16 protein-coding genes and 1 tRNA gene are annotated in these 17,613 nt (G+C 65.0%); 5 read left to right on the top strand and 12 right to left on the bottom strand.

All coding sequences use genetic code 11. The features are described from left to right. Window positions 1-29 precede the first annotated feature (29 nt). The 6 genes from BRX37_RS11860 to BRX37_RS11835 all read right to left on the bottom strand — a co-directional run bounded on the left by BRX37_RS11860 (window position 30) and on the right by BRX37_RS11835 (window position 7,658). Entirely contained in the window at window positions 30-1,634 is a 1,605-nt protein-coding gene (locus tag BRX37_RS11860; RefSeq protein WP_125987153.1) for a TonB-dependent receptor, read from the bottom strand. After that, window positions 1,631-2,569: an AAA family ATPase gene (locus BRX37_RS11855; RefSeq protein WP_125987151.1), complete on the bottom strand. Its 939-nt coding sequence runs from the start codon at window positions 2,567-2,569 to the stop codon at window positions 1,631-1,633. The genes BRX37_RS11860 and BRX37_RS11855 overlap by 4 nt, the downstream gene beginning before the upstream one ends. 14 nt (window positions 2,570-2,583) lie before the next feature. Beyond that, on the bottom strand, window positions 2,584-4,104 hold the full coding sequence (locus tag BRX37_RS11850) for an XrtA system polysaccharide chain length determinant (protein WP_010339940.1): 1,521 nt from the start codon (window positions 4,102-4,104) through the stop codon (window positions 2,584-2,586). Window positions 4,105-4,106: 2 nt separating this feature from the next. Then, window positions 4,107-4,751: an XrtA/PEP-CTERM system exopolysaccharide export protein gene (locus tag BRX37_RS11845; protein ID WP_097382816.1), complete on the bottom strand. Its 645-nt coding sequence runs from the start codon at window positions 4,749-4,751 to the stop codon at window positions 4,107-4,109. Between the two features lie 130 nt (window positions 4,752-4,881). Next, window positions 4,882-6,114, bottom strand: a complete 1,233-nt coding sequence (locus tag BRX37_RS11840) for a pyridoxal-dependent decarboxylase, exosortase A system-associated (protein ID WP_125987149.1) — start codon at window positions 6,112-6,114, stop codon at window positions 4,882-4,884. Beyond that, window positions 6,111-7,658, bottom strand: coding sequence for an acyl-CoA ligase (AMP-forming), exosortase A system-associated (locus tag BRX37_RS11835; RefSeq protein WP_125987147.1), 1,548 nt, complete (start codon window positions 7,656-7,658; stop codon window positions 6,111-6,113). The genes BRX37_RS11840 and BRX37_RS11835 overlap by 4 nt, the downstream gene beginning before the upstream one ends. A 48-nt stretch (window positions 7,659-7,706) precedes the next feature. Here BRX37_RS11835 and BRX37_RS11830 point away from each other — a divergent pair, with 48 nt between their 5' ends. Then, window positions 7,707-8,711 carry a GNAT family N-acetyltransferase gene (locus BRX37_RS11830; RefSeq protein ID WP_125987145.1) on the top strand — a complete coding sequence of 335 codons (1,005 nt, stop codon included), beginning with the start codon at window positions 7,707-7,709 and terminating at the stop codon, window positions 8,709-8,711. Between the two features lie 27 nt (window positions 8,712-8,738). Further along, a complete protein-coding gene (locus BRX37_RS11825; protein ID WP_125987143.1) occupies window positions 8,739-9,026 on the top strand; it encodes an acyl carrier protein in 288 nt (95 codons plus the stop codon). A gap of 58 nt (window positions 9,027-9,084) precedes the next feature. Here BRX37_RS11825 and trxB read toward each other — a convergent pair whose 3' ends face one another. Next, window positions 9,085-10,047 carry a thioredoxin-disulfide reductase gene (gene trxB / locus BRX37_RS11820; RefSeq protein ID WP_004212146.1) on the bottom strand — a complete coding sequence of 321 codons (963 nt, stop codon included), beginning with the start codon at window positions 10,045-10,047 and terminating at the stop codon, window positions 9,085-9,087. A 201-nt stretch (window positions 10,048-10,248) separates the two neighbouring features. Between trxB and BRX37_RS11815 the strand changes: the two genes are divergently transcribed. Continuing rightward, window positions 10,249-10,965 carry an alpha/beta hydrolase gene (locus BRX37_RS11815; protein ID WP_125987141.1) on the top strand — a complete coding sequence of 239 codons (717 nt, stop codon included), beginning with the start codon at window positions 10,249-10,251 and terminating at the stop codon, window positions 10,963-10,965. A gap of 15 nt (window positions 10,966-10,980) precedes the next feature. Here the strand turns inward: BRX37_RS11815 and BRX37_RS11810 are convergent, their stop codons facing one another. From BRX37_RS11810 to BRX37_RS11795, 4 genes are all read right to left on the bottom strand, one after another. Further along, window positions 10,981-11,718: a proteasome-type protease gene (locus BRX37_RS11810; protein ID WP_004212142.1), complete on the bottom strand. Its 738-nt coding sequence runs from the start codon at window positions 11,716-11,718 to the stop codon at window positions 10,981-10,983. A 27-nt stretch (window positions 11,719-11,745) separates the two neighbouring features. Next, complete coding sequence (locus BRX37_RS11805) at window positions 11,746-12,612, bottom strand: transglutaminase family protein (RefSeq protein ID WP_010339931.1); 867 nt, start codon at window positions 12,610-12,612, stop codon at window positions 11,746-11,748. Window positions 12,613-12,632: 20 nt separating this feature from the next. Beyond that, the gene (locus tag BRX37_RS11800) at window positions 12,633-13,565 is read right to left on the bottom strand and encodes an alpha-E domain-containing protein (RefSeq protein WP_004212140.1); all 933 of its coding nucleotides are present in this window, start codon (window positions 13,563-13,565) and stop codon (window positions 12,633-12,635) included. Between the two features lie 91 nt (window positions 13,566-13,656). Next, window positions 13,657-15,066 carry a circularly permuted type 2 ATP-grasp protein gene (locus BRX37_RS11795; RefSeq protein ID WP_004212139.1) on the bottom strand — a complete coding sequence of 470 codons (1,410 nt, stop codon included), beginning with the start codon at window positions 15,064-15,066 and terminating at the stop codon, window positions 13,657-13,659. Window positions 15,067-15,362: 296 nt separating this feature from the next. Here BRX37_RS11795 and BRX37_RS11790 point away from each other — a divergent pair. Continuing rightward, window positions 15,363-15,439 (top strand) — tRNA-Met (locus BRX37_RS11790). A 135-nt stretch (window positions 15,440-15,574) separates the two neighbouring features. Here BRX37_RS11790 and BRX37_RS11785 read toward each other — a convergent pair. Then, entirely contained in the window at window positions 15,575-16,900 is a 1,326-nt protein-coding gene (locus BRX37_RS11785) for an NAD(P)/FAD-dependent oxidoreductase (RefSeq protein ID WP_125987139.1), read from the bottom strand. Between the two features lie 86 nt (window positions 16,901-16,986). Between BRX37_RS11785 and BRX37_RS11780 the strand changes: the two genes are divergently transcribed. Beyond that, the gene (locus tag BRX37_RS11780; RefSeq protein ID WP_125987136.1) at window positions 16,987-17,607 is read left to right on the top strand and encodes a TetR/AcrR family transcriptional regulator; all 621 of its coding nucleotides are present in this window, start codon (window positions 16,987-16,989) and stop codon (window positions 17,605-17,607) included. The last annotated feature ends 6 nt before the right edge of the window (window positions 17,608-17,613 follow it).

Below are 17,613 nucleotides of genomic sequence, written 5' to 3'. Positions count from 1 at the left end.
GTACAGACGCCGTTATAGCCCGAATTTCCTTAAAAGCTGTAACGCAGGCCGACCTGGCCCATCGCGTTGATCAGCGTGTCAAAATCATCCGCCTTCGCCGCATCGACGCCAAGCGAAGCCGATGCCGTAAGTTTCCTGGTCAAGCCCCTGAAATAGCTTGTGAAGGCACCATAGTTCAAGACATCGGCGCGCGCGCCGCTGGCATCGAAATAATTGATGTAGACCGCCGTATCCAGGGAATCGCGATCGTTGAACGCGTAGGTGACGGTGCCATTGCCATACCAATTCTGGTCGCGGGTGCCGCTGATCAGCACGCTCTGGGTCGTCGGCGTGATGAACTTGCGGTTGGAATAGCCGCCGCCCAGACCAAAGCCCCAGGGGCCGCGTCGGGTGGAATATTGGCCGGCGACGCCGCGGTAGCGGAAATTGGCGCCGGTGATGCCGGCCAGCGCATCGTTGAAACATTCGCCCCCGCCGGTCGGCGAGAAGGCGCAGCCGGTGAGATCACCGGTGAAGGGATTGCGCGGCACGATCAGGTTGGTGCCGGTGAAGGCGGCCGCATCCGCCGTGATCATCCGGCCGAAGCTTTCAATGCCGTCGAACACGGCGATGCCGATGCTGCTATTGCGCCCCTGCCAGGTGAACTGGCCCTGATAGGACATGCCGCCATAGCGTTCGCCCACCGTCGCCTTGAGCGACGTGCGGCGATTGGGCCGCCACAGCACGCCCACATCCCAGATCAGGTCGCCGAAATCATAATAAAGTTCGCGCGGCGAACTCTTGTCGGTGACATAGCGGCCATTGCGGATGATCGGCACGCCATCCTCGTCCAGCAAGGGCGCGCGCTGGCTGATCTCGATATCCTCATAGCCGATGCCGCCGAGCAGCGCGACCGTGGGCGAGACCGGCATGATCGCATCGACCCGGCCCCAGACATCCTCGAACCGCTGATCGAGCTGGCTGGCATCCTCGCGGCTATAGCCGGCACTGGCGGTCAGGCCGACCGGCAATATGGTGCCCGGCGCAAAGCCGACGGAACCGTTCAGATCATGCGACCAGCTTTGTGCGAAGGAGCCATTGGCGATCGCGGCGCCGGGGACATTCACATCGACATCGTCATCGACGCGGGCATAGCCCAGCCGATAGGAAGCCTTGATGTCGAGATCGCCAACCTTCGTGGCGTAACTGGGCCCGATATAGCCGCCCCAGATCTGGCTGGTAAAACGGTTGTCGATCGCCGCAGCGCCCGAATAGCCGTCGGTGCGCACGCGCGAGGCGATGCCGCCGGCCTGCAGGGTGAGTTCGGGGGTCAGCTTGTAGCCGGCGTTGGCGATACCGCTCAGCACGTCGGAATCGGTTGCGTGGCCCCAGCCGAAACTGTGCATATATTGTACGTCCGCGGCGGCATTGAGCCGGCGGGTCTGGACTTCCACCGTCACGCCGGCGGTGAGATTGGTGTAGGTCACGACATCGCCGTCGCCCTTGAGCGGCACCATCACCACCTGGTCGATACCAAGATAAGGCGTGACATCGACCTTCCTGGTCGACGCAGGCGTGACTTGCGCCAGCGCCGGTGCGCTGACACTGGCAAGCACCAGCAGCGAGGTGCCGGCGATCAGGGCGCGCGCGGTCATCCCGCCTCCCCCTTGCCATAATAGGAACCGAAGCGACGGGCGCCGCCGGTGTAGCGGACGGCGTTGAGCAGCAACTGGACCTGCGCCCCGCCCTTGAGCAACGCGGCCGCCTCCCGCAGTGCGCTTTCCGATGTCTTGTCGGCGCGCACCACCAACAGCGCGACCGCGACATGGCTGGCCAGCACGGCGGCGGGCGAGGCCGCGAGCAAGGGCGGGGAATCGAACACGATGATGCGATCGGGCCGCCCCTCGGTCAGCCGTTGCAGCAGCATCTCGGTGCGCGCGGAGGCGAGATATTCGGTGTCGGCATGGCTGCGCTGGCCCGCCGGCAGGACCGACAGCGAGGGAATGTCGGTGCGCAGTACGCAATCCTCGATCGCGACCAGCGGATCAGCGAGCGCATCCATCAGCCCCGGCCCGGCCTGCAGGCCCAGCGTTTCGGGGATGCCCGGATTGCCGAAATCGGCATCGACCAGCAAAATCTCGCGATCCTGTTCGGCCGCGAGGCTGAGCGCCAGGTTGATCGCGCAGAAGGTCTTCCCCTCGCCGCTATGGGGCGAACAGAGGAGGATGCGGTTGCCGCGCGGATTGTCCTGAAGATGGGTCAGCAGCCCGCGCTTGAGCAGGCGGAACTCCTCGCTCATCGCGGTGACCGGCGCGCCGGGCACCAGGAAGCCGGCTTCGGTCAGTCGGTCGCGATCGACCGGCTGGGCCGGGCTGGTCCAGGCCTGTGCGCGGAAGATCGGCGCTTCATCGGACGCGACCGGGGCCGGCGCCTGCGGCGCGGGATCGAACATCGGCGGCGGTGGCGGCGCATCGGCCGGCACATCGACGGCCGGCGCCGCACGACCACGCAGGGCCGCCTGGAAATCGAAAATCTCGGTGGCGCGTTCGATCAGCGAGCCGCGGCCCTTGATGGGGCTATGCTGGTTCATGGGATCAGGCTCCTTCACGCCGTACCGCGCTGGATGAATTCGACGACGATCAACAACAGGCACAGGGCCGCCAGGCCGCCGCTGGCGCCCGCAAACCATTTCATCCGCTGCTTGTCGAGAGCGACCTGGGCCGTGCTGGCAACCTGGGTGATCGACCCGGCGACCGGAATGCCCACCGCCCGTTCCAGACGGGCGGCCGTCGGGAAGGTGCCCTTGAGCTGGCCGATCGCGAAAGCGACGCCAATCCCGGCGCCGATGCCGAGGATCAGCACGCCCAGCAGCAGCAGCGGCCGGTTGGGCGCAGCCGGCGCCGTCGGCAGGCTGGCGGGCTGAAGCACGCTGAACTGCACCGCGCCGGTTTCGGTCTTCACGTCGCCACGCAGGCGGATTTCCTCGCGGTCGGCGAGCAGCTTGTCATATTGGGTCTGGAGCGCGGCATAGTCGCGATCCAGCTTTTCCTGTTCGGACGCCACGCCCGGCTCATCGATCTGATGCGCGGTCATGGTGTTGAGATCGGCCTGAAGCTGCGCCTTGCGGGTCGACAGCGCCTGCACGGTGGCGGCCCGTTCGGCCTGCATCGACTTGATCGACAGATAGGCGGGATTGGGCGTGCCGGCAGCGGCCGCGCCATTGGCGCCGCCCTGGCGACGCAGATTATCGACCTGCCGCTGGGCGGCGATCACGTCGGGATGGCTGGCGGTCCAGCCACGCGCGCGCATGCCGGCGAGTTCGGCCTGGGCCTGGGCCAGCGGGGATGCACCGCCGCCGACCGCCACGCCCGGCAGGGTCGCCGGGGTGCCAGCCAATTGGCCGTTCATTGCGCTGAGCGCGCTCTGCGCCTGCACCAGTTGGGCATCGATATTGTTGATCTCCAGACGAGCCGCATCCATCCGCTGGCTGATCGTGCCGGCGCCCGGCAGCACGCCGGCATAGCGCTGGGCAAATTCGACGCGCCGCTTGTCGGCGGCTTCGAGCTGCTTGCCGCGACCGGCGATCTGCTGGTCGAGAAAGGCCAGGCTCTGGCGGGTTTCGGTGCGGCCGCCAGTCAGATTTTCTTCCTGGAAGATGTCGATCAGCTTCTGCACCACCTGCTGGGCGATGCGGGCATTGGCGCCATCCGACAGGCCGCTGTCGGCCGAGGTCGCGCTGATGTCGATCATGCTGGGGTCCGCCTGGGCCAGCACGGTGATATGTTCGCGCAGGGTGGTGATCTTGCCCGCCACGTCGCGCGGCCCGGAAATGGTCTGGGCAAGGTCAGTGCCGCGCACGACCTTTTCCAGATTTTCCGCGCTCAGCAGCGTCTGGCGCACCCGGTCGAGATCCTGCTGGGACTGGACCTGGGTGATGCCGATCTTGTCCTCCAGCAGCGACTGGGTGTTCACATAGACCCGCGCCTTGGATTCATAGCCATTGGGGATGAGCGACACGCCCAGCCAGCCCAGCATGCACACGCCCCAGGCCACGGCCAGCGCGATCCAGCGCCGGCTCCATATGCCGTGGAGAAGGACCAGCAGCTCGTCGTACAGACCCGCCATGATCAGAACATGCTTTCGGGAATGATGATGACGTCGCCGGGCGCCAGCATGACATTGGCCTTGGTGTCGCCCTTCTTGAGCAGGTCGCCGATGCGGACCTGATATTCCTTCTGCTTGCCGCTGGCCTTGTCGAAGCGGACCAGCCGGGCGCGATTGCCGGACGCATATTCGCTGAGGCCACCGACCGAGATCATGGCGTCAAGCAGCGTCATGTTCGCGCGATAGGGGATGGAGGCCGGCTTTTCAGTCGCGCCGACGATCCGCACCTGCTGGCTGTAGGTGCCGGAGAAATTGTCGACGATCACCGATACCAGCGGATTTTCGATATATTGGGTCAGCGCCAGCTTGATGTCGTCCGACAGCATCTTGGGCGTCTTGCCGACGGCCGGCATGTCGGTGATCAGCGGCGTGGTGATGCGGCCATCGGGACGCACCTGCACCTTGGCGCCCAGTTCCGGGTTGCGCCAGACGAAGATGGTCAGGTTATCGAGCGGGCCGATGATATATTCCTCGCCCGGCCCTTCCTGGGTCGCGACGAAGGATGCGGGGGGAAGCTGCGGCGCGGAGCCGGTCGAAGCGCAGCCCGACAGGGCCACCGCAGGCAGCGATGCACCGATCAGGAGCCTGGAAATCCGCTGGAAACGCATAAAATTCACCCCTTCATACCATCATAGCCGACGCGCGATCGGAAAAAATGATCGCGTGCAGGCCCATGGCTTCATCCTCGTCATGCCCAAAAAGGGTAAAGATAGGGTTAGGCCTGCTGTCGGACTTGGATTAGCCAAGTAATAGTTCACGAGGACTTGGGTGGCCAAGAAAGGCCGCGGGACTCGCCGACGCGCCATAGGCACCGGCAAGGAAGATCGCGATGAAATCGCCGACATCGACTGGCGGCAGCGCCACCTTTTCGCCCAGCCGGTCGATCGGCGTGCAAAGGCAGCCCACGACATTGACCGGCTGGGTGGTCGGCTCGCGCCCGAAGCGGTTGGCCACCGCGATCGGATAGTTGCGCCGCACGACCGTGCCGAAATTGCCGCTGGCAGCCAGTTGATGGTGCAAACCGCCGTCCACGACGACGAAGCTTTCGCCCTGGCTCTGCTTCACATCGACGACACGGGTCAGATAGATGCCTGCCTCCCCCACCAGCCAGCGGCCCAGTTCGATCGCGAATGCGCTGTCGGTCAGGATATCGGGCAGCGCGTTGAGCGCGGTGTCGAGCGCGACCCCGATCGGCCGGATGTCCAGCCGCTCGTCACCGGGGAAATAGGGGATGCCGAAACCGCCGCCCAGATTGACGAGCGGCGGCGCAGCGCCGACGGCGTCGGACAGGCGCGCCGCCAGATCGATGGTTGCCGCCTGGGTCTCGATGATCGCCATCGGATCGAGCGCCTGACTGCCGGCGAAGATATGCCAGCCGCGCCAGTCCGCGCCGCCATCGATCATCGCGCGCGCCAGCGCGGCCGCGCGATCGGCATCGACGCCGAAGGGCTTGGCGCCGCCGCCCATGCGCATGCCGGACCCTTTGAGGTCGAAATCCGGGTTCACCCGCACGGCCAGGCGCGGCACCTTCCCCAGACGCTCCGCCACGGTCAGCGCGCGCGCGCCCTCCCCCTCGGACTCCAGGTTGATGGTGATGCCGGCATGGATGGCGGCTTCCAGTTCGTCATTGCGCTTGCCCGGCCCGGCAAAGCTGATCCGCGCCGGGTCCATGCCGGCCTCCAACGCCATCGCCAGTTCACCGCCCGATGCTATATCGAACCCGTCGACCAGCCCCGCCATGCGCGAGAGCAGCGGCGCATAGGGGTTGGCCTTGATCGCATAATGCAGATCGATCTTCTTGGGGATCGCCTCGCGGAAGCGGCGGACCTGCGCCTCGATGATCCCCATGTCATAGACGAACAGCGGCGTGTCGCCCGCTTCGTCGACCAGGCTCGCCGCGCCGCAGCCGCCGATCAGCAGCATGCCTTCTTCTTCGGCAAACCAGGCGGGAATGGGGCCCATGGGCTTCATGACGCATACTCCTTGGCCAGCGCGACTCGATCGATCTTGCCATTGGGGTTACGCGGGAACTGTGCAAGCACTAGCGTCTCGCGCGGCTGCATGAAATTGGGCAGTTCGGCCTTCAGATGGGCGGCAACAGCCGCGGATATAGCGGGATCGGCGGCGCGCAGCAGCAGCAGCACCGCCTGCCCCAGCCGCTCATCCCTGACGCCAAGAGCGACAGCCTCCGCCACGCCAGCGACGGCGACCGCCGCCTCCTCGATCTCGGTCGGGCTGATGCGATTGCCGGCCGACTTGATCATCGCATCGTCGCGGCCGACGAAATAGAGCAGCCCATCCGCGTCGCGGCGGACGGTGTCGCCGGACCATACGGCGGTGCCGCCATGGCGCGCGGCGGACGGAGCGGGCTTGAAGCGCTCGGCCGTGCGCGCCGCATCCTGCCAATAGCCCTGCGCCACCAGCGGGCCAGCATGGACCAGTTCGCCCGGCTCGTCATCCTCGGCCAGCGAGCCGTCGGGACGGACCACCAATATCTCGGCAAAAGGAATGGCCGACCCCATCGAATCCGGGTGACTGTCAACCAGCGCGGGCGACAGATAGGTGGAGCGGAAGGCTTCCGTCAGGCCATACATGGGATAGAGATCGGCCTGCGGGAACAGCGCACGCAGCCGCGCGACCAGCGGCCGGGTCAGTGCCCCGCCGCTATTGGTCAGGCGCCGGAGCTTGGTCGCGATCTCCGCCGGCCAGTCCAGTTCGGTGAGTTGTACCCAGAGCGGCGGCACCCCGGCCAGGGTGGTGATGTCCCAGCGATCGACCGCCTTCACCACGTCGCGCGGGGTCAGATAATCGAGCGGATAGGCGCAGCCGCCCGCATACCAGGTGGAAAGCAGCTGGTTCTGGCCATAGTCGAAGCTGAAGGGCAGCACGCACAGCGTCCGGTCCTCCGGCGCCAGCCCCAGATAATGGGCCACCGACACCGCACCGAGCCAGAGATTGGCGTGGCTGAGCATCACCCCCTTGGGCCGGCCGGTCGATCCGCTGGTATAGAGGATGGCGGCCAGAGCATCGGGCGCGGCATCGGACGGCGGCAATGCCGCGCCGCCGCTCATCCCCGCCGCCGCATCATCCTCGCGATGGAGATGACAGCCGGCCGGAATATCGCCGGGTGCCAGCGTCGACAGGCGGCTGGCCGTGCCGATCAGCAGCGCCGCGCCGCTATCGGCCAGGATATGGGCGACCTGCGCATGTTTGAGCAGCGGATTGATGGGGACATGGACAAGCCCCGCGCGCGGCGCGGCGAGCGGCATCAGCGCCGCGACCGGCCCCTTGGCCACCCAGCTCGCCACCCGCGCGCCGGGCGCGAGGCCGAAGCCCGCCAGCCATCCGGCAAGACGACCAAGCGCCTGTTCCAGTTCGGCATAATCCTGCGCGCCCGATCGCCCTGCGAGCGCCGGCCGTTCCGGATCGCCACGCAGCAGCAGATGGTCTATCGGCTGCACATCCGCATCGTCGATTGGCGCCTTGGAAGCCAACAGGGGGTCGCTTAACGTCATGTCCAGAATTAGGTCCTAAGGGCAGCTAAGGTGCCGGGAGATAATAGGTTGCTGGTCCCAAGGGAATATCGGACGCTGTCGGAAGTGCGGTCGGCGATCGGCGGCCGGATGGACCGCGCCCATATCGACAGCCTGTTCGACCGGCTGGACTGGTTTGAAACATTGCACCCCCTTTGCCTTGGCGACACCCCGCTCAGGGTGTTCCAACAGACAGAGGACGCCTGCGAGGCCTGGTTGTTCCTTCTCGCGCCCTCGGCTCGTCGCCTAACTGCCCTTGCCAATTGGTATAGTTTCGCCTGGAGCCCCATTTTTCTCGGGGAGCCGGACGCGCGGCAACAGGCCCGGCTGCTGGAAAATATCGCCCGCCATCTGCTGCGCGAACAGGCGCAGATCAACCTCTATCCCCTTGCCCTGCCCGGCTCGCTGATCGGCGCCTTTCGCCGCGCCGGCTGGTTCGCGGTGCAGCGGCCGATGGGCGGCCGATATCTGCTGCATGTCGATGGCCGGGATTTCGCCAGCTATTGGGCGCAGCGCCCCGGCCGGTTGCGCAACCAGGTGCGGCGCAAGGCCCGGCAGGAGCGTTACGACCTCAGCATCCACAACAAGCTGACCGATACGCTGTGGCAGGATTATGTCGATGTGCAGGCGCATAGCTGGAAGGCACCCGAGCCTGGCCTCAACTTCCTGCGCGTCCTGGCGCAGCGGGAAAGCGATGCCGGCACCTTGCGGCTGGGCTTTGCCCGACTGGACGGCCGCGCCGTGGCGACACAATTATGGACGGTGGAACATGGCACGGCGCTGATCCACAAGCTGGCCCATGACAGCACCCAGGACGAAGGATCGCCCGGCACCTTGCTGAGCCATGCGATGTTCGCCCATGCCATCGACCAGGATCGGGTCGCAACGATCGATTATGGCACCGGTGACAATGACTATAAGCGCGAATGGATGGATGAGCGCATTCCCCTCTACCAGATCGACCTGTTCAATCCGCGCCGCGCATCCAGCTGGATTCCCGCCGCGCGCACCTGCATTTCCGCGCTTGTCGGATAGGCGGCGAGCCATTAGATAGCCGCCATCATGCGGGCGCAAACCACTCAGCCGGTCGACCGGACAGACGATATCGAAACCCTGGTGCGGGCGCTGCTGCGCGACGTGCTGAGCCTGTCGCAGGAGCGGGCCGATGCGTTCGAGGCCGACACGCCGCTGTTCGGCGCCCTGCCCGAGCTGGACTCGATGGCCGTCGCCGGCCTGCTCACCGAGATGGAAGATCGCTTCGACATCCTGATCGAGGATGAGGATATCGACGGCGACACGTTCGAGACCTTCGGCACGCTGGTCGCCTTCCTGCGCGCCAAGCTGGGCTGAAAGTCGCCCTTTCCAAAAAAGTTCGGGCTGAGCCGTTTCCGGCCCAGCCTTTCTTTTCTTACGCTTCGACCAGTTGCTCGAAGTCGGCTTCGGCGAGGAAGCGTTCGACGTCGAGGGCGGCCATGCAGCCCATGCCGGCCGCAGTCACCGCCTGGCGGTAAATCTTGTCGGTCACGTCGCCGGCCGCGAAGACGCCCGGAATGGCGGTGTGGGTCGTGCCCTTCTCTACCACAATATAGCCTTCATCGAGCGGCAGCTTGCCGTCGAACAATTCGGTCGCAGGGTGGTGGCCGATCGCGACGAAGCCGCCATCGGTCGGCACATGCGACTTCTCGCCGGTGACGGTGTCGATCAGATCGACGCCGACCAGACCTTCGGGCGTGCCGCCGCCGACGAACTTGTCGACCGCCTTGTTCCACAGCACCTTGATGTTGGGATGGGCGTGCAGGCGCTGCTGCAGGATCTTTTCCGCGCGCAGCGAGTCGCGGCGGTGGATCAGGGTCACGTCATGGCTGTGATTGGTGAGGTAGAGCGCTTCCTCGACCGCGGTGTTGCCGCCGCCGATGACCACGACCTTCTTGCCGCGATAGAAGAAGCCGTCACAGGTGGCGCAGGCGCTGACGCCCTTGCCCTGCAGATGCTCCTCGCCCTCGACGCCCAGCCACTTGGCCTGGGCACCGGTGCAGATGACCAGCGTGTCGGCGACATAGAGGGTGCCGCTGTCGCCCTTCAGCTTGAAGGGACGTTCGGACAGGTCGACGTCGACAATCTGGTCATACATCATCTGCGCGCCGACATGTTCGGCCTGGGCCTGCATCTGCTCCATCAGCCAGGGGCCCTGGATCACATCCTTGAAACCCGGATAATTTTCGACGTCGGTGGTGATGGTCAGCTGCCCGCCCGGCTGCATGCCCTGCACCACGATCGGCGCCAGGCCGGCGCGCGCGCCATAGATGGCGGCGGACAGGCCGGCCGGGCCGGAACCGAGAATGAGCATGCGGGTGGAGTGGGTGGCGGTCATCGATAATTCCAGCTGCGATTCGTGTGGCCGCCAGAGATAGGCCCTGCCAGCCCCCACGCAAGCAGGAGTTGGGCAGGAGATTTGCTTGGGACGGCCAAAGGTTGAGGCGCAGCATCGCCGAGGCGTTGCACAAGCCGCGTTGCCCTATGATCCATTATGTATCACAAATAGCAGATCGATGGATAATGGGAGAGACGGAGCATGGCGACATTCGTGCTGGTGCATGGCGGGGGACATGGCGGCTGGTGCTATCAGAAGGTCGCGCGGCGGCTGCGCGCGGCGGGGCATGAGGTCCATTGCCCGACGCTGAGCGGCCTTGGCGAGCGCGCCCATCTGCTCAACGCCGACATCGATCTCGACACGCATATCCAGGATGTGGTGGCGCTGATGACGTTCGAGGGGCTGGAGGATGTCATTCTGGTCGGGCACAGCTATGGCGGGATGGTGATCACCGGTGTCGCCGATCGTGCGGCCGAGCGCATCCGCGAGCTGGTCTATCTGGACGCCGCCCATCCTAGGGACGGGGAATCGCTGGAAATAGTGGCACCGGCGCAGATGGAGCCGACCCGTGCCATGGGCCGCACCGTCGACGGGATCGAACTGGTGATGTGGCCTTTCCCCGGCATGGCGGGGTTCTTCGGCATCACCGATCCGGCCGATGTCGCCTGGACCGAGGCGCGGCTGACGCCGCATCCGTGGAAATGCTTCGGCCAGCCGCTACGGCTGGAAAATGGCGACGCCGCCTTTCGCCTGCCGCGCACCAATATCAATTGCACCCATGCGCTGCAGAACAGCCCGGACGCGGCACGCGCCCGCCAGCTCGAAGGCCATCGCAATTTCGAGATCGATACCGGCCATGACCTGATGATCACCGAGCCGGAGGCGGTCGCGACCATGTTGATGGAGGTGGCGGGTTAGAGCCTCACCTTACCCTTAGTCGAGGACGTTGGGCAGATCCTCGAACCCCTTGCGCAGGGCGGCGGACCAGCCCTGCGAAATCATGGCGAATTCCTCATTGTCCGCCTCGATCCGGGTGCGGACGCGGAAGTCGAACGTGTCGGTCTCGATCACGGTGAGGTCGAGCGGCATGCCGACCGACAGGTTGGAGCGCAGGGTTGAATCCATCGACACCAGCACCGCCTTGGTCGCATCCTCCAGGCTCGTCTCGCGCTGGATGATGCGGTCGAGGATCGGCTTGCCATATTTATGCTCGCCAATCTGGAAGAAGGGCGTGTCCTCGGTCGCTTCGATGAAATTGCCGGCCGAATAGATGAGATAGAGGCGCGGCTTGCCGCCCTTGCGCTGGCCCGCGATCATGATCGAGGCGCTGGCGGCCGATCCGTCCATGGCGATGCTCTCGCGGTAGCGTCCCTGCATGGTGCGCATCGCGTCGCCAACCAGTTGCGCCGCACGGTGCATCGTGTCGCAATTGAGGATGGTTTCGACCTCCGGGTCGCTCTCCGCCTCGCGGATCGCGCGCGACAGCATCGTCTTCACCCCCTGGGTGATCGACAGATTGCCCGAACAGAGCAAGGTGATCGCCCGCTCACCCTCGACATGATAGGTGAAGCTTTTCCGGAAGCGGGCAATATTGTCCATGCCCGCATTTGTCCGGGTGTCCGACAGCATGACCAGCCCCTGGTCCACGCGTACCGCCACACAATAGGTCATCGCCCCGAAGTCCTGCTTATCTCTACCCTAGGAGCGGGGCGTGGGCGTGCTCTGCTGTTGCTGGCGTTGCAATTGCCGTTCCTCGACTCCGTCTTCCGCCTGCGCGATCCGGACATCGGCGTCAATGCTGATATCGCCCGCGACCGTAACGGAGCCCCGTATCGGGGCAGCTTCATCGGCATCCAGGCCGCTAGCCAGGCGCAGATAGCGTTCGGTGACGCAGACGCGGTTGGACGGATCGAAGCCGACCCAGCCCAGCCCCGGCACCAGCGCTTCGGCCCAGCCATGGGTTTCGTGCAGCAGATCGCCTTCGGCCGCGAGCAGATAGCCCGAGACATAGCGAGCCGGGACGCCCAGCAGGCGCGCACCGGCCAGGAATATCTGGGCATGATCCTGGCACACGCCAGCACCCAGCGCGAAGGCCTGCGCCGCGGTCGTGTCGGCGCCGGTCACGCCCGGCCGATACTGAACGGCATCGCTGATCGCGGCCGACAGGGCATGGAGCTGTGCAAGCGGCCCGTCGCCCTCGGGAAGAGCGGCGACCATGGCGCGGATCGCATCGGACGCTCTGGTCAGCGCCGTGTCGCGCAGGAAATAGCGGGCATCGACCCGGCATTGCGGCAAGCCACCAATACCATGGGTCTCGCGCGTCTCGACCAGCCCCTCGGCCACGATCACCGCCTCGTTCAGGCTATCATGGCGGACCCACACCGCCTCCATCTCGCCATAGCTATTGGGACGGAAATTGGTCAGCGCCTCACCATTGATGCTGACCTGCCAGTCATGGACCTTCTGGCCCGGCGTATCGACCGGCACCAGCTTCAGCCGCATGGCGACGCGGCCGGCCGAGGCGGGATAGCCATAGACGGTCTGGTGACGGACGAGCAATTTCATGGCGCGCTTCCCCTCCCCCTTCAGCCGAAATGATAGGTTTCGGCGATTTCGACGCCGAGCCGGTTGCTCATCATCAGGCTGTACTGCACCGTTTCATGCAGGCCGCGGCGGAAAATCTCGCCGGCGTCCAGTTCCTCCAATTCACTCACCAACTGCTTCACCGTGTCATGACAGGTGCCGCGCGCATTGTGCCAGCCAGCCAGCCGGTTGAGCCGATAGGCGAGCTGATCGCAGCAATAGGCGACGCTGCGCGGAAACAGCCGGTTGAGCATCAGGAAGTCGGTGATCTGCCAGGGCGTATAGGTGCCGCCATAGACATGATGATAGGCGCGCGCGCCCGACAGGGCATAGAGCACCGACGTCCATTGATAATGATCGCGATTGCCGCCGATCACCTCGGTCTCGGGCAGCAGCACATAATATTTCACATCGAGCAGCCGCAGCGTCATCTGCGCCCGTTCGAGCGCGGAGCCGCAGCGCAGGAAGTCATGGCCTTCATTGCGCAGCTGGCCCGAATGGGCCGCGCCGCGGAAGGTCATGACACGGGTCTTCACCCAGTCGATCAGCGCGGGCAGCTGCGCCTTGGCCTCGGCCACGTCATAGCTGTCGAGCTTGCGCCAGCCGTCGTTGAGCGCCTCCCACATGTCCTGGGTCAGCATGGTGCGCGCCGATTTGGCATTGGCGCGGGCCTTGAGCAGGCAGGAACGGATCGAGCTGGGATTGTCGGCGTCCAGCATCAGGAAGGACACGACATCGCTTTCCGTCACCGGGACGCCATCGGGAAACTGATGCCCGGCGCCGGTCGCGCGCACGACCGACCGCCATTCGTCGCGATGATGCGCGCCCGGCAGGATCGCCATGCGCTGCCCCATCGACAGCAATCGGGCGGTGGCTTCGGCGCGCTCCATATAGCGCGCCATCCAGAAGAGATTTTCGGCGGTCCGGCTCAGCATGTCTTGGCTCTTTTCACCGTGGGGGCCGACGTCGTTGCGCCCGGCCCTGCATCATCAGGGGTAATCGAAAGGAGAGAAGCGGCTGCGCCCATCAATCCTGCAACACCCAGGTATCCTTGACCCCGCCGCCCTGGCTGGAATTGACCACCAGCGACCCTTCGGTCAGCGCCACGCGGGTCAGGCCACCGGGGACCAGCCGCAACTGCTTGCCGACCAGGCAATAGGGGCGGAAATCGGCATGGCGGCCGACCACGCTGGCCGGACCGAGCGTCGGCACGGTCGACAGGTCCAGCGTCGGCTGGGCGATGAACTCGCCGGGATTGGCCTTGATCCGCTCGGCATAGGCCTCGACCTCCGCCTTGCTCGCCTTGGGTCCGATCAACATGCCATAGCCACCCGAGCCATGGACTTCCTTGGCCACCAGTTCGTGCAGATGCTCCAGCACATAGGCCATTTCGTCGGGCTTGGAGCATTGCCAGGTCTGGATATTGTCGAGGATCGGCTCCTCGCCCAGATAGAAGCGGATCATCTCGGGCACATAGATATAGACCGCCTTGTCGTCGGCGATGCCCGATCCGGGCGCAGACGCCAGCGTCACGCCGCCATTGCGATAGACGCTGAAGATACCGGGGACGCCGAGCAGGCTGTCGGGGCGAAAGACCAGCGGATCGATATATTCGTCGTCGATGCGGCGATAGATGACATCGACCGCCTTGGGGCCGAGCGTCGTCTTCATCCAGACCCGGTCATTGTCGACGAACAGATCAGCAGGCTCGACCAGTTCCACACCCATCAGGTCGGCGAGGAAGCTATGCTCATAATAGGCGCTGTTGAGCGAGCCGGGCGTCAGCACCACCACCACCGGATCGCCCTTGCAGGCGGGCGGCGCGACTTCCTTCAGGCTCTTGAGCAGTTCGGCGGGATAATCGTCGACCGGCGCGACCATGCCCTGCGCGAACAACTCGGGGAACATGCGCGTCATGATCTCTCGATTTTCGAGCATGTAGGACACGCCCGAGGGGGTGCGGCAATTATCCTCCAGTACCTCGAAACTGCCCGGCCCGGTGCGCACGATATCGATGCCGACGATATGGCTATAGACCTTCCCCGGCGGGGTGAAGTCCGCCATTTCGGCCAGATAGGCGCTGTTGCGATAGATGATGTCGGCCGGCATGATGCCCGCCTTCACGATCTCGCCGCGATGATAGACGTCGTGCAGGAAGGCGTTGAGGGCGCGGGCCCGCTGGCGGATACCCTTGTCGAGGATGCGCCATTCGTTCGCGGTGAAGATACGGGGCAGCAGGTCGAAGGGGATCAACCGTTCCGGGTCGCCACCCTCGCCATAGACGGCGAAGGTGATGCCGATGCGCCGGAAGATCGCTTCCGCCTCATCCATGCGACGATTGAGCCCGGCTATGCCTGTCCGCTCCACCCATTTCTGCACTTCGTCGTAACAGGGGCGCAGCGAACCATCAGGCTCAAACATTTCATGGAAGGGCAAGTTGTCGTTCCTCCCTCGGCCCTCGGCCGGTTGTGCATTGCAACAATAGTGCGCCGCATCGTTGCGATTGCAAGACAAAAATGGCGGAGCGGAAAAAGCGTTCCTTCGGCGATGCCAGGATTGCGGAAATAGGTCGCGCCGATCGTTTCTACGCGCGCAGATGGGCGCGCGACGGGGGCTCTGGCAGGGCGTTCAAAAAAGAATGCAGATTTTTGCAATCGCCCCGTTGACCACCGTCCATCCCCTGCGTATAGCGCCGCCTCACCGCAGGGAAACACCCCCTGCGAGGCCCATGGGGCGGAGTAGCTCAGCTGGTTAGAGCAGCGGAATCATAATCCGCGTGTCGGGGGTTCAAGTCCCTCCTCCGCTACCATTTCCAAGACATCGAAAATGGCCCTTAGGGGCGCATTCAGGCGAGAGACCAGGCCGCAGACGCCGCCCTTCTCAACTTGATCGCAGCAATTCTGTGGCGATGCCCTGTCGCTTGCCGCCGCAGCCGCCCGACGCCTCAATGCAGCTTGAGGCGGGGGCGCACGAAGCGGTTGATATGGCTGACCAGGATCAGCGCGGGGCCGCGTATGTTGCCGTGAACGGCGAGCAGATGCATGCGATAGAGCGACATATAGACGAAGCGGGCCAGCCGCCCTTCCACCGCCATGCGCCCGCCGACCAGCTTGCCCATCAGCGATCCGACCGTCGAATAGCGGCTGAGCGACACCAGCGAGCCATGATCCTTGTAGACAAAGGTCTTGAGCGGGCGATCGGCCATCAGTCGGCCGAGATTGGCGAACACCGTGTCGGCCATCTGATGCGCGGCCTGCGCGCGCGGCGGGATCGGCCGATCAGCGCCCTGTGGCGTGTAGGAGGCGCAATCGCCCATCGCGAAGACGCGGTCGTCGGCCAGGCTCTGTAGCGTCGGGCGCACGATCACTTGGCCGGCGCGGGACAGTTCCAGCCCATCCAGGCCATCGCGGATCGCCGCCGCCTTGACCCCGGCGGCCCAGACCTGAAGATCGGCGGGGACGAAACCGCCATCCTTCGTCTCCATCCCCTCAGGCGTGGAGGCGGTGACGGCGACGCCAGCGCGCACCTTGACACCCAGCACCTCCAGTTCCTCGCGCGCGGCGTCGGCCAGTCGGTCGGGCAAGGCCGGCAGGATGCGTGGTCCCGCCTCCAGCAGGGTGACGTCGAGCCGCTGGCGATCAAACACCTCCAGCCCATAATAGCCTAGCGCATCGGCGGCATTATAGAGTTCGGCGGCCAGTTCGACCCCGGTGGCGCCACCGCCGACGATCGCGATCCGCACCCGCGCATCCGACGCGGGATCGGCCGACATGGCGCGCGACACGCGCAGGCAATGGTCGAGCAACTGGTCGCGAAAGCTGTCGGCCTGGGCCCGGCTGTCGAGGAACAGGCAATTGTCGGCAACGCCCGGCGTCCCGAAATCATTGGTGACCGATCCATAGGCCAGCACCAGATAATCATAACGCACCGAATGGGCGCTCACCACCTCGCGCCCCTTGGGATCGAACACCGGCGCGACATGGACCCGCCGTGCAGTTCGATCGATGCCCTGCAACGTGCCATAGAGATAGCGATAGCCCCAGCGGTGGCAGTGGCTGCGATAGCCGACCTCGTCCAGGCTGGCGTCGAGCGATCCGGTCGCGACCTCGTGCAGCAGCGGTTTCCAGATATGGGTGCGGTTGCGATCGATCAAGATGATGTCATGCCGCTTGCGGCCATAGCGGGCGCCGAGCTTGCGCGCGAGTTCGAGGCCGGCGGCGCCGCCCCCGACGATGACGATCTGGGTCTTCTTGTCGGGGATCAAGCGCATTCCTCCTCGATCGACAGACCGGCGGATCGCGATCCGGCGCGCCGGTTGTGCATTGCAATAGGCCGCCCGGCGTCGCAAAGCGAGGCGTGGACAAGCAGAATTTCACCGAACGCAACCGGCGCGACATCATCGAGATCGCCACCCGGCATTTCGCGGAAAAAGGCTATGCCGGCGCGCGGGTGGACGAGATCGCGGCCGCGACCGCGACGTCCAAGCGGATGATCTATTATCATTTCGGCAGCAAGGACGGACTCTATCGCGCGGTCCTGACCGAAGCCTATCGCGGCATCAGATCGGCCGAGCTTGAGGCCGAACTGGGCGACCTGCCACCGCTTGCCGCGCTGGAGCGGCTGACCGCCCTCACCTTCGACTATCATTTCAACCATCCCGAACTGGTGCGGCTGGTGATGGACGAGAATATCCGGGGCGGCCCGCATGTCGGCGAGATTTCGGAAGGGCATAATGAGATCGTCCTGCCCAAGACCCAGGCGCTGATCGATCGCGGCATTGCCGATGGCAGCTTCCGCGCCGGGCTGGACGCCGTCGACCTGCACATGACGATCAGCGCCCTCGCCTTCTACTTCGTGTCCAACCGCCACAGTTTCCACGCGATCTTCGGCGTCGACATGACCAGCGAAGCGGCGGCCAAGCGGCGCCGCGCGCAGGTGATCGACAATGTGCTGCGCTATTGCCGGGCAGACGCCTGAAGACTG

Origin of the sequence: Sphingomonas sp. S-NIH.Pt3_0716, from assembly GCF_003950715.1 — a bacterium.
GTDB classification, from domain to species: domain Bacteria; phylum Pseudomonadota; class Alphaproteobacteria; order Sphingomonadales; family Sphingomonadaceae; genus Sphingobium; species Sphingobium yanoikuyae_A.
The sequence above is the reverse complement of the archived record's forward strand: the minus strand, read 5'-3'. Positions and strand labels throughout refer to the sequence as shown.

Bases quoted from the DNA above. Each gene is read 5' to 3' on its own strand.
- BRX37_RS11785 (WP_125987139.1), bottom strand. From the start codon at position 16,900: ATGCGCTTGATCCCCGACAAGAAGACCCAGATCGTCATCGTCGGGGGC.
- BRX37_RS11810 (WP_004212142.1), bottom strand. From the start codon at position 11,718: ATGACCTATTGTGTGGCGGTACGCGTGGACCAGGGGCTGGTCATGCTG.
- BRX37_RS11855 (WP_125987151.1), bottom strand. From the start codon at position 2,569: ATGAACCAGCATAGCCCCATCAAGGGCCGCGGCTCGCTGATCGAACGC.
- BRX37_RS11825 (WP_125987143.1), top strand. From the start codon at position 8,739: ATGCGGGCGCAAACCACTCAGCCGGTCGACCGGACAGACGATATCGAA.
- BRX37_RS11835 (WP_125987147.1), bottom strand. From the start codon at position 7,658: ATGACGTTAAGCGACCCCCTGTTGGCTTCCAAGGCGCCAATCGACGAT.
- BRX37_RS11800 (WP_004212140.1), bottom strand. From the start codon at position 13,565: ATGCTGAGCCGGACCGCCGAAAATCTCTTCTGGATGGCGCGCTATATG.
- BRX37_RS11850 (WP_010339940.1), bottom strand. From the start codon at position 4,104: ATGGCGGGTCTGTACGACGAGCTGCTGGTCCTTCTCCACGGCATATGG.
- BRX37_RS11860 (WP_125987153.1), bottom strand. From the start codon at position 1,634: ATGACCGCGCGCGCCCTGATCGCCGGCACCTCGCTGCTGGTGCTTGCC.
- BRX37_RS11840 (WP_125987149.1), bottom strand. From the start codon at position 6,114: ATGAAGCCCATGGGCCCCATTCCCGCCTGGTTTGCCGAAGAAGAAGGC.
- trxB (WP_004212146.1), bottom strand. From the start codon at position 10,047: ATGACCGCCACCCACTCCACCCGCATGCTCATTCTCGGTTCCGGCCCG.
- BRX37_RS11845 (WP_097382816.1), bottom strand. From the start codon at position 4,751: ATGCGTTTCCAGCGGATTTCCAGGCTCCTGATCGGTGCATCGCTGCCT.
- BRX37_RS11815 (WP_125987141.1), top strand. From the start codon at position 10,249: ATGGCGACATTCGTGCTGGTGCATGGCGGGGGACATGGCGGCTGGTGC.
- BRX37_RS11805 (WP_010339931.1), bottom strand. From the start codon at position 12,612: ATGAAATTGCTCGTCCGTCACCAGACCGTCTATGGCTATCCCGCCTCG.